Genomic DNA, 10,953 nt, shown 5'->3' with positions numbered 1-10,953 from the left:
TTGGTGTCTCTTGCGTGGGTCTCGGGCGAGGTTATAGTGAAACCGGCCGAGCGGTTTTGTTTTGCGAGTGGTTCTCTGGCGGTTGTTGGTGGTGCGGGGGGGACGGCTTTCGGGGATGCGCATGGCCCGGGCCGGCACCCGGATGCACATGGCCTGTGACCGGCGCCAGGGGTGCGTGCCTGGGTGTGCCGGGTGTGGGTCTGGTCGGTTGCTGGCGTTGAGGTCCGGGTGTGCACCCTGGGCCGGGTCCCGCGTGTACACGGGCCGCTTTCCGGTGGTGTCTGTGTGTCTGGGGACGGCTCCCTGGCATGTGTCCAGGGGTTGGGTTCTGGTGTCCCGCGGAGGATCGGATGGCGGGGGTCCGTGGCTGATGGCGGGTTTCCGGGGCGGGCCCGGCGTGTGTGTGGGGTTGTGTCCCTGGTGGGCGTCCGGGTGGTGATACGGGCGTGGTGCCGGGGTGTGTTTGTGGTGCTTGTCGGGAAGTTTTCGCGGTCTGTGTCGTGGAGGTGTCCGGTGGCGCGTCAGCAGGAGCAGCAGGGTCGGCGGGATGAGCGGGACCGGCAGGAGCAGCGGGAGTTGCGGGGCGGCGGGGGCGTGGTGGACCTGCGTGCCGCGTCCGACGGGCCGGACCAGCAGGCTGTGCCGGATGCGCAAGGTGCGCCGGATCTGCGTGCTGGGCGGGGTGGGTGTCCGTATGTGATGGATGGGTTGGGGCGGGATGTGCAGGGGGAGGGGGCGTTGTTGCGGGGTCTGGGTGAGGTGGTGCGGGTGGTCTTGCCGGGAGGAGTGGGAGCGTGGGCGGTGACGGATCCGGGGGTGATTCGTGGGTTGTTGACGGATGGGCGGGTGTCGAAGGATGCGTATCGGCATTGGCCGGCGTGGCAGCGGGGCGAGGTGGGGGCGGAGTGGCCGTTGGCGGTGTGGGTGTCGGTGCAGAATCTGGTGACGTCGTATGGAGCGGAGCACCGCCGGCTGCGGGGGTTGATGGGGTCGGCTTTCACGGCGCGGCGGGTGGGGTTGCTCGGGCCGCGCGTGGGGGAGATCGCGGCGGGGCTGCTGGAAGGGATGGAGGCGGCGGCGCGGGAGGCTCGGGACGGGGTGGTGGATGTGCGGGGGTTGTATGCACAGCCGTTGCCGAGCCGGGTGATGCTGGAGTTGTTCGGGATTCCGGAAGAGTTCCGGGGGGCGTTGCGGGAGATCATCGAGGGGTTTTTCGCTACCGGGGTGTCGTTGGAGGAAGCGCGGCGTAACTACGCGGCGCTGTACCGGACGATGGGGGAGTTGGTCGCGTTCAAGCGGCGCTGTCCAGGTGAGGATCTGACGAGTGCGCTGATCGCTGCGGGGACCGGGGCTGATCCCGCGGACCTGGCCGCCCACTCGGACCTCACACACCTAACAGACGCCGCGGACGGTGCGGGCGCTGGTGGCCCGGACGCTGCGGGGGGTGGGGGACTGAGTGAGAAGGAGTTGGTCGACAACTTGATCATGTTGTTGAGCGCGGGGTGTGAGCCGACGGTGAATCTGCTGGCGAACGCGGTGGTGTTGTTGCTGCGGGAGCCGGGGCAGTTGGAGTTGGTGCGGTCGGGGCGGGCCTCGTGGGGGGACGTGGTCGAGGAGGCGTTGCGGGTGGAGGCGCCGGGGGCCAATGCGATTTTGCGGTATGCGGTGGAGGACGTGCGGGTGGGGGAGACGGTGATCCCGCGAGGGGATGCGCTGGTGATCGGGTTCGCGGCGGCGGGGCGGGATCCGGGGGCGCACGGAGAGGATGCGGAGCGGTTCGATGTGATGCGGGCGACGCGACGGGAGCATTTGTCGTTCGGTCATGGGGTGCATTACTGCCTGGGGGCACCGTTGGCACGACTGGAAGCCGAGATTGCCCTGCAGGCGCTGTTCGCCCGTTTTCCCGAGATGCGGCTGGCGGCGGAGCCGGGTGCGCTGCGTCCGACGGAGTCGTTCATTTCGAACGGGCCACGGGAGGTGCCGGTGTTGCTGGGGCCGCCTGCCGACGGGTGAGGTGACGCGCTGCCGCGGCCCTGGCGCCGCTGTCTGCTGGACGTCATCGAAAGTGCCCACGAGCGCGACGGTTTGGCCGGCTTCACGCCGACAAGATCGACAAGCTTGCCTGCAGACGCAGAAGGCTAGATTCGGGTCGGCATCTTGCCGACGAGGCGCATGAAACGCCAACAGCCGTGCGCCGATGCAGGGCTGTGCCCGCCTCCGGTGTGGCGGAGGCGGGCACACGGTGCGACGCGGTCGTCGGTGGTCAGACTCCCGTCGTGTCCTTCACGTACGGCGACGTCGCTGTTGCGGGGTCCGCGGCGGCCGTGGGTTCGGGGCCGCCTTCGCTGAGGCCGAACCGGTCGTGGAGCTTGCGAAGGAAGCCGGGCGCGTACCAGGCCGAGCGGCCGAGCAGGCGCATGGCGGAGGGGACGAGTACGCCGCGTACGGCGAGAGCGTCGATGAGGACGGCGAGTCCGCTGCCCAGGCCGAACATCTGCATGAAGCTGATCTTGGCGGTGCCGAAGGCGAAGAAGCTCACCGCGAGGAGGAAGGCCGCCGCGCTGACGATGCGTCCGGTGTGGCCGAGACCGTCGGCCACGGCGGTCTCGTTGTCCTTGCCCAGATCGTGGAGTTCCTTGATCCGGCTGGTGACGAACACCTCGTAGTCCATCGAAAGGCCGAAGGCGATGCAGAACATCAGCACGGTCATCGACATTTCCATCGGCTGCGCCGTGAAGCCGAGGACGGAGGAGAGGGTGCCGTCCTGGAAGATCCAGGTCATGACGCCGAGGGTCGCCGCCAGGCTGATCACGTTGAGGACCAGTGCGCGCAGCGGCTGCACGACGCTGCCGGTGAACAGGAAGAGCAGGATGAAAGTGGTGAGGGCGACCAGGGCCACGGCGAGCGGGAGCCGGCCGCCGATGACCAGTACGGCGTCGGTTCCGCCCACCAGGGGGTGTGTCCCGGTGGGCGGGGTGAGTGCCCTCACCTCCTTGACGAGGTTCTGGGCCGCGTCCGACTTCGGTGTCAGGGCGCTCACTAAACTGATGCGCTGCGCGCCGGGCCGGCACTGATGCGCTGCGCGCCGGGCCGGCCGAGGGTGGTGTTGCCGGGGGCGGTCGCCGTGGACTGTCCCTCGGTGTAGGTGCCCGTGCTGGTCTCGACGCGTATGACGCCCTTCAGCCCGGACAGCTCGACCGCGTACGACTCCAGCGGGGCCTTGTTCACGGGCTGGTCGATGACGATGTTGACCGCCGAGTCCTCGCTGCCGTCGAAGTTCTCCCGCAGTGCTGTGGAGACCTGGCGGCTGGCGGCGTCCTTGGGCAGGACGCGTTCGTCCGGTGTGCCGAAGGTGATGCCCAGCAGCGGGCTCGCCGCCGCCAGCAGCACGGCGAGTACGGGGAGCGCGGTGAGCGCGGGCCGTCGCATGACGGTGCGCGCCAGCCGTCCCCACATCGGTGCCCGGGCACCGGAGTGCCCCGGCTTCGCCCACGGCAGCTGCCCGCTGTTGACCCGGTGACCGAGGACGGCCAGCAGGGCCGGCATCACGAACAGGGTGCCGAGGGCGGCGATGGCGACGACACCGACTCCGGCGAAGCCGAACGAGCGCAGGAAGTACTGCGGGAACACCAGGAGTGCCGCCAGGGCCGCCGCCACGGTCGCGGCGGAGAACGCGACGGTGCGGCCGGCCGTGTGCACCGTGCGCCGTACGGCGTCGTCCAAGCTCGCTTCTGCCGCGAGCTGCTCCCGGAAGCGGCTGGTCATCAGCAGGGCGTAGTCGATGCCCAGTCCGAGGCCCAGGGCGGTGGTGAGGTTGGTCGCGGTGTCGGCGACGTCGGTGACGCTGCCGAGGAGGGAGAGCTGGGCGAACGAGCCGATGACGGCGATGACGGCGATGGCCAACGGCAGCAGGGCCGCGACCACGCTGCCGAAGACGAACAGGAGCAGCACGAGGGTGAGCGGTATGGCGATGGTCTCGGCCAGGACCAGATCGTCGACCACCTGTTTCGACAGGTCGTTGCCCACGGCGGCGCCGCCTCCGGCCTGGACCGTGAGTGCGCCCCTGCGGGTTCCGGTGTAGGTGTCGAGGATCTTCCGGGCGTTTTCCCGCTCCTGCGTCTCGTCGCCTGTCACATGGGCGAGCACCATGGCTTCGCGGCCGTCCCGGGAGCGGAGGCCGGGGCTGCCCGTGTCCCAGTACGAGATGACGTTGGTGAGCTCCTCCTCCTTCCTGAGGTCGGCCATCAGGGTCTGTCCGCTCCGTGTGACGGCGGGGGTGTCGACGCGGCCCTCGGGGGCCCGGACCAGCAGGACCAGGTTCGTCTCTCCGCCGAACTTGGCGTCGATGACCTTCGCGGCCCGGGTGGACTCGGAAGCGGGGTCGTCGAAGCCGCCCCCGCGCAGCTTGGCGAATGCGCCGGCTCCCAACACACCCATGAGGGCCACGGCCACGACGGCGATGACGAGGACCAGCCGGGACCGGCGAATGGCAAGTTCGGCCAAGCGTTCAAACACGTCCGTTCTCCTTTGCGTTCTTACGGTGGAAGTGGCGTGAAGCAGTCGGACGCATGGGGGAGCCGGCGCGGTGCCCCCCGACCTCTTGGCCCCTGATGCCTCGGCAGGGCTGCGGTCGTGCGGTCGCCGCATGCCCGCGGACGGACAAGCGACGGTCCCGCTCTGGCCGCGTCGGCGATGAGCGTCACATCGCCGAACGTGGGTCCGCGGCCCTGTCCCCGAGAGCGGCCGCCAGCGTTCTCGGGGTGACGGTGCCGGCACTCCATCGCCGTCTCCCGAGCCGGGACGCCCGCGGCGCAGTGCTCATCGTCAAGGCGTACGGCGGCCTGCCGAGTCATGAAGGTCTCCACGGTGCGTTACCTGCTATCGGGTTCGTTAGAAGTTGTAACTCGCCTTCACGGGAAGTGTCAATAACTATCGTGATAGCCTCTAACTAGCGATGAGGGAGGGCAGGTCATGGACGGAGCAGAGGTGACGACGCCACGCGAGCGCTACCGCGCCCAGGTGCGTGCGGAGATCAAGGAGCGGGCGTGGGAGCAGATCGCCACGGCGGGCGCGTCCGCGCTCTCCCTCAACGCGATCGCCAAGCGAATGGGCATGAGCGGACCCGCGCTCTACCGGTACTTCGCCAGCCGTGACGAGCTGATCACCGAGCTGGTCAGGGGCGCGTACCACAGCCTCGCCGACACCTTCCGGGCGGCCCGCACCGCCGGTGCCGACCCGGCTGGTCTCGCGCACGCGCTGCGTGGCTGGGCCCTGGCCGATCCCCAGCGGTACTTCCTCGTCTACGGCACCCCCGTCCCCGGCTACCACGCGCCCGACGACATCACCTCGATCGCCTCCGAGATCATGGCGTCCCTGCTCGACGCGTGCGCCGAACTGTCCGCAGACGGCCCGGCTACCCCGCTCGACGCCCACCTAGCCGACCATCGGGACTGGGCGGGTGACCACCCCGCCGCGCCCGCAGTGCTCCACCAGGCCCTGACCTTCTGGACCCGTCTGCACGGCGTCCTGTCCCTGGAACTCGCCGGCCACTTCACGGGGATGGGGTTCGACCCCGCGCGGTTCTACGACGCCGAGCTCGCCGACCTGCTGAGCACGCCCACGAAGTCCTGAAAGGGCTGATTCCAAGTGCTCCATCAGCGTTTCGGCTTCGTACACTTCCACGGGTTCTGGCTCAGGTTCTGTGGTCTGGCCACGGTGAGTGACGACGGCGATGGCGAGACGGGTCTGCGAGGTCGCCCGAAAATGGTTCGAGTTGCAGCAGCGGTTGGCGATCCAAGGGCTCTCGGATGTTCATGAGAAATGGCTCTGGCTCAATTTCCGGACACTGTTGGTGATCTCTACGCGGGTGCCGAAGGCGCGCCTGGCTGGTTCCGTCTCTGCCTTGTTCCCAACCGATCCCGTCGCCCGCTAGTTGTTGTCACAGGGCAGTTCCGGACCAGGGCGAGAGGGAACACGTGATGACCCATGCACGGTCGAACGGCTCACCAGCACCCGTGGTCAGCAACTCCCGGCAGACGCCTGCCCTCGCGGCAGGGACCATGACTCCGTTCGACGACATCTACGACCAGCCGGACCCTCGCGCATACTTTCGTGAGCTGAGTCCCTGGGAGTACCAAACCCCACATCATGCTCAGCCCATCTTCCGCCGCATGCTCACAGCGTGCCGGCCCACAGGCCCGGCCACGGTGCTGGACCTGTGCTGTTCCTACGGCATCAACGCCGCCCTGCTCAACCACGATCTCACCCTGGCGGACCTGTACGCCCACTACACATCGCCGCAGGCCACCGAGCTGACCACCGCAGAGTTGATCGAATGGGACCGGGCCTACTACGCGGCGCACCGGCGCTCAGACCCGGCCTGCGTCATCGGGCTCGACGCCGCCCCCCACGCTGTCTCCTACGCACACGCTGTCGGCCTGCTGGACGAGGGGTTCGCCGAGAATCTGGAGAGCGCGCCGCCCAGCCCGGCCCTGCGCCAGGCCGCCCGCCACACCTGCCTCATCACCGTCACCGGCGGAGCCAGCTTCCTGTCTCCTCTCACCTTCGAGCCGCTCCTGGACTGCGTCCACAGCCCGGTGTGGGTCGCCGCGTTCGTGCTGCGCACCCACTCCTACCGCCGCATCGCCGAGTGCCTGGAACCGTACGGCCTCAGGACCGAGAAAGCAGTCCCCCACACGTTTCGGCAACGCCGCTTCACCAGCAGGCAGGAGCAGCAGTACGCGATCGACGCGGTGACCGCGGCCGGCGAGGATCCGCAGGACAGGGAGACCCACGGCTACTTCCACACCACGCTGTACCTGTCGCGTCCCGCGACAGTCGCCGCACAAACTCCCCTGACCACCCTGGTCCAGGCATCCTGACACCTTCCAAATCCCCTACCCGGAACAGCAGCCGAAGATCACCAACAGCATCCAGAAGTTGAGTCAGAACCAGCCCCGGAAGAAGCTCCCGCCCCGGGCGACGGCCCTGGATCCTTACAAGTCGGTGATCGACGGGATACTGCGGACGGACCTCGACGCGCCCCGCAAGCAGTGGCACACGATCACCCGGATTTTCCACCGGCTTGTCACCCGCGGGCCCCCGGCTTGTCACCGCCGGGCCCGCTAGATCCTGTCCGGTCGATCAGGCTGGATCAGCGAGCGGCGTCTGACACGGTCGGCCGGCGAGGCGGCAGAAAGGCCCGGTGTCCGCCTGCCGCCGCGCTCGGGCGTACCGGAGACGAGCCGCACGCTGAGGCGGTCCGCGCCCTCGCGCCGCTGGCTTGGCAGGACTCCGGGGCTGTGAAACGCTCGTTTTATGGCATATCTGTCCCGCGTCTGCACATCGATCTCGAACGGGTGAGCCCGGCTGCCTGTCGGGAGTCCCCCGGATCCAGGCTCCCGTTCGGGAGTAAGGAACAGCCATGAGGACGACTGAGCACGCTCACGACCGCGGCGACCACAGTGACCCCACCTTGTACCGCACTCCGGCGGATGCCGTCGCCGCGCCCCCGGAGAAGCTCGCCTATGTCGTCGGCTTCGACCCGACCGCACAGCGCGCGGACGCGTTGTTCACGGTCGGCACCGACCCCGAATCCGCCGAATACGGCCGCGTGATCTCCCGCGCCGAGCTGCCCGGTCTGGGCAACGAACTGCACCACTTCGGCTGGAACGCCTGCTCGAGCGCGCTTGCGCATGCCGGTCATCATCACGCTGCGCGGCGCTACCTCATCATCCCGGGACTGCGCTCCTCTCGGCTGCACGTCTTCGACACAGGCCCCGATCCCGCCCGCCCGCGCCTGGTCAAGGTGGTCGAGTCCGAGGAGTTGGCCACCAAGGCCGAATATTCGCGTCCGCACACACTGCACTGTGGCCCCGACGGAGTGTTCCTGTCCTGCCTGGGCGGCGCGGACGGTGCGGACGGGCCTGGCGGCGTCGCGCTGCTGGACCACGAAAGCTTCGAAGTGCTGCGCGCCTGGGAGAGCGACCGCGGACCTCAGCGGTTGGCCTACGACCTCTGGTGGCATCTGCGCCAGAACATCGCCGTGACCAGCGAGTGGGGGACCCCCTCCATGATCGAGGACGGCCTTGTCCCTGAACTGCTGCTGGATCGCCAGTACGGCCACTCGCTGCACTTCTGGGAGCTGGACTCCGGCCGGCACCTGCAGCGCGTCGATCTGGGGGACGAGAACCAGATGGTGCTGGAGCTGCGTCCCGCGCACGACCCCGAGGCAACGTGGGGGTTCGCCAACACCGTGGTCAACGTGGAGGACCTGTCGGCGTCGGTGTGGCTGTGGAACCGGGAGGGCGAGGACTTCGTGGTCCGCAAGGTGATCACCATCCCTGCCGAGCCCGCGCAAGCGGAGGACCTTCCCCCGGCGCTGCAGCCGTTCGGCGCCGTTCCCCCGTTCATCACCGACATCGACCTGTCGGTGGACGACCAGTGGCTGTACGTATCCGCATGGGGAACCGGCGATCTGCACCAGTACGACGTGAGCGACCCGCTCCATCCGAGGCGGACCGCGTCCGTGCGTCTTGGCGGCATCGTCAGCCGACAGCCGCATCCCGCCGAGCCGGACACTCCGCTGACCGGCGGAGCGCAGATGGTCGAGCTCAGCCGCGACGGGCGGCGCGTGTACGTGACGAACTCCTTGTACTCCGCCTGGGACGCGCAGTTCTATCCCGCGGGCATCGACCCGTGGATGGTCAAACTCGACGCCAACACCTCGCACGGCGGGCTCTCCGTCGACAGCCGCTTCTACCCGCACGGCCCGGACTTCCTGGGTTTGCGCGTGCACCAGACGCGCCTGCAAGGCGGCGACGCCTCCTCGGATTCGTACTGCTACCGCCGCTGACCGCTTGTGCGGCGGTTGCCGCCGCGGTGGCGAGGCCGCTGCCTGTCATGCCAGCCCCCGGGCGTTCCGGGCGGGAGAAGGTTCGCCCGGGCACTGCGCACGTAAGCCCGCCCCCCTCGGAGGGAGGGGATATGCTCTCCGCGCTCTACGCAGCAGGCGCGCACACTGACGACGGGACTGGGTGGCAGCTGCCCTCCACCGAAACGCTGGTGGCCGTGGTCCTGGTGGCTGTGGCCACCGTGGCGGGCGCCTGGCTGGCGCGGCGCGGATCCGGCCGGTCGGCGCTTCCGCTGGCCGCCGCGTCGGGGATTTTGCTGATCATTGCGGTCCTCGATCTTCTGCCCGACGCGTGGGACGAGGCCCATGAGGCCGGCGTGCCGCTGTGGGCGGTGCCCGTCACCGCGCTCGCCTCGTACGGGGTGACGGGTGCCGTGGTCCGTATCGGCTGCCCGTGTGAGCCGGGGCGTGCGGGCGGCATCGGCGCGGCATCAGGGCTCGTTCTGCATCGCTTGCTGGAGGGGGCGACCCTGGCGCTGACCGCCTCGGTCACCGTGGTGGCGGCGATCCTCGTGCACGCGGCCAGCGAGGGCCTGGCGTTGGCCGCTCTGCTGGGGGCGCAACCGGGGCGGCGCATGGCTCCGTGGATCGGACTGGCCTGCTTGAGCCCGGTCGCGGGAGCCTTCGTGACGAGTGCATTGCCCATTCCGGACGGCATCGTGCCGCTGCTGCTCGCCTTCGTTGGCGGCGTACTCGCGCAGGCGGCGTGGGTGGCGCTCAGACTCGCCCATCACCAGCGGCCCGCGGACCGGCGAGTACTCGGGGTCCCGGCTGCGATGGCGATGACTCTCGCGGCCATCCTCACCGCGCTCGTCGTCCTTGTCGGGGCAGTCAACCGCTGAACGCGACCGGTCGCACGAGGGCGATGAAGGTTGCGGGAACCGGCGGGCGCGGCCGTAGGACTCTCTGCCTTCGGCGCACGAGGTGCGCGGCCCGGCATGGAGGCAGAGCACCCGCGCACGCAGACCGGTCGTCCCCGACGTCTTCGGCACGGTTGGCCTGGCAGGACGTCGGTGGAGCGGGCCTCGAGTGGGGTGGTGCTTGGCTTCCTCGTTTTGCGCGTGCACCAGACGCGCCCGCAAGGCGGCGACGCCTCCTCGGATTCGTACTGCTACCGCCGCTGACCGCTTGTGCGGCGGGTGCCGCCGTGGTGGCGAGGCCTCTGCCTGTCATGCCGGCGCATGGGCGTTCCGGGGGGCCCGTATGTCTTTGGTCAAGCTGCTCGGGTGTGATTCCGGGGCGTCTGGAACGATGTGTCCGTGCATGCTGATGATCAGGTTGGTGAGGGCGTCCCCGCGGAGCTCGCAGCGTTCCTGCGGGGTGCGGTTGACGGCCGCCCGGTGAAGATCGCTCCTTCCGTGTGTGGGTGCGGCGGCCGTGTGTTCTTCGTGTTGGTCAATGCGTCCGGAGCGGAACGGGAGTGCTCTGGCTGCAGCAGCCGCGCGTTCATCGCGGATAGCGAGGAGTACTGGAACGAGGAGTCCTGGGAGGACGACGAGCCCGGTGCGGCCGGCTGCCCCTGCGGGAGCGAGGAGTTCGAGGCCGCGGTCGCGTTCTCACTCGGCGGCGACGGATCGGTCCGCTGGGTGACCGTGGGCCTGCGGTGCATCAAGGACGGATTCTGCGGGACCTATGCCGACTGGAAGATCGACTACAGCCCCACGGAACACCTCTTGACCATGGTCTAGGTCTGCGGAGCGACGGCCCGGACCGGCTGCGGTTCGTAGTAGGTGCCGTCGCGGAGCATCGCGAAGAGGACGTCTGCCCGGCGCCGGGCGAGGCAGAGCAGGGCTTGGGTGTGGTGTTTGCCCTGGGTGATCTTCTTGTCGTAGTAGGCCCGCGATGCCGGGTCGCCCAGGGCGGCGAACGCGGAGAGGAAGAAGGCACGTTTGAGCTGCTTGTTTCCTCTCCTGGAGGGCTGTTCGGATTCTCGGGACTCCGGGCAGGTGAACCTTCCCCTTGATCGTGGACACCTGGAGACTGGGACCTGAGGTTCCAGAGGAAGTAGCACCAGGTGGGAAGCAAGTACACGAAGCGGTACA

Annotated in this window: 7 protein-coding genes and 2 pseudogenes; 7 read left to right on the top strand and 2 right to left on the bottom strand. The window is 68.9% G+C overall.

Features of this window, described 5'->3' with window-relative positions; all coding sequences use genetic code 11:
• The first annotated feature begins 513 nt into the window (after window positions 1-513).
• Entirely contained in the window at window positions 514-2,013 is a 1,500-nt protein-coding gene (locus tag ABZ656_RS52555; protein ID WP_360279105.1) for a cytochrome P450, read from the top strand.
• A gap of 250 nt (window positions 2,014-2,263) precedes the next feature.
• Here the strand turns inward: ABZ656_RS52555 and ABZ656_RS52550 are convergent.
• Window positions 2,264-4,515: pseudogene (locus ABZ656_RS52550) on the bottom strand (MMPL family transporter).
• A gap of 456 nt (window positions 4,516-4,971) precedes the next feature.
• On the opposite strand from ABZ656_RS52550, the gene ABZ656_RS52545 reads away from it, so the two are divergent.
• The 6 genes from ABZ656_RS52545 to ABZ656_RS52520 all read left to right on the top strand — a co-directional run bounded on the left by ABZ656_RS52545 (window position 4,972) and on the right by ABZ656_RS52520 (window position 10,599).
• The gene (locus ABZ656_RS52545; RefSeq protein WP_360279102.1) at window positions 4,972-5,631 is read left to right on the top strand and encodes a TetR/AcrR family transcriptional regulator; all 660 of its coding nucleotides are present in this window, start codon (window positions 4,972-4,974) and stop codon (window positions 5,629-5,631) included.
• A gap of 539 nt (window positions 5,632-6,170) precedes the next feature.
• The gene (locus ABZ656_RS52540; protein WP_360279099.1) at window positions 6,171-6,881 is read left to right on the top strand and encodes a hypothetical protein; all 711 of its coding nucleotides are present in this window, start codon (window positions 6,171-6,173) and stop codon (window positions 6,879-6,881) included.
• 58 nt (window positions 6,882-6,939) lie between these two features.
• Window positions 6,940-7,128: a hypothetical protein gene (locus tag ABZ656_RS52535; RefSeq protein ID WP_360279096.1), complete on the top strand. Its 189-nt coding sequence runs from the start codon at window positions 6,940-6,942 to the stop codon at window positions 7,126-7,128.
• A 295-nt stretch (window positions 7,129-7,423) separates the two neighbouring features.
• A complete protein-coding gene (locus ABZ656_RS52530) occupies window positions 7,424-8,854 on the top strand; it encodes a selenium-binding protein SBP56-related protein (RefSeq protein WP_101406632.1) in 1,431 nt (476 codons plus the stop codon).
• A 131-nt stretch (window positions 8,855-8,985) separates the two neighbouring features.
• On the top strand, window positions 8,986-9,753 hold the full coding sequence (locus ABZ656_RS52525; RefSeq protein WP_360279093.1) for a hypothetical protein: 768 nt from the start codon (window positions 8,986-8,988) through the stop codon (window positions 9,751-9,753).
• Between the two features lie 537 nt (window positions 9,754-10,290).
• On the top strand, window positions 10,291-10,599 hold the full coding sequence (locus ABZ656_RS52520) for a hypothetical protein (protein WP_248297363.1): 309 nt from the start codon (window positions 10,291-10,293) through the stop codon (window positions 10,597-10,599).
• On the opposite strand, the pseudogene ABZ656_RS52515 reads toward ABZ656_RS52520, so the two are convergent.
• A pseudogene (locus ABZ656_RS52515) lies at window positions 10,596-10,953 on the bottom strand (hypothetical protein); the annotation flags it as partial. The gene ABZ656_RS52520 and the pseudogene ABZ656_RS52515 overlap by 4 nt on opposite strands.

The sequence above is a fragment of the Streptomyces sp. NPDC007095 genome (assembly GCF_040634475.1).
Classification (GTDB): domain Bacteria; phylum Actinomycetota; class Actinomycetes; order Streptomycetales; family Streptomycetaceae; genus Streptomyces.
The sequence above is the reverse complement of the archived record's forward strand: the minus strand, read 5'-3'. Positions and strand labels throughout refer to the sequence as shown.

Bases quoted from the DNA above. Each gene is read 5' to 3' on its own strand.
- ABZ656_RS52545 (WP_360279102.1), top strand. From the start codon at position 4,972: ATGGACGGAGCAGAGGTGACGACGCCACGCGAGCGCTACCGCGCCCAG.
- ABZ656_RS52540 (WP_360279099.1), top strand. From the start codon at position 6,171: ATGCTCACAGCGTGCCGGCCCACAGGCCCGGCCACGGTGCTGGACCTG.
- ABZ656_RS52530 (WP_101406632.1), top strand. From the start codon at position 7,424: ATGAGGACGACTGAGCACGCTCACGACCGCGGCGACCACAGTGACCCC.
- ABZ656_RS52525 (WP_360279093.1), top strand. From the start codon at position 8,986: ATGCTCTCCGCGCTCTACGCAGCAGGCGCGCACACTGACGACGGGACT.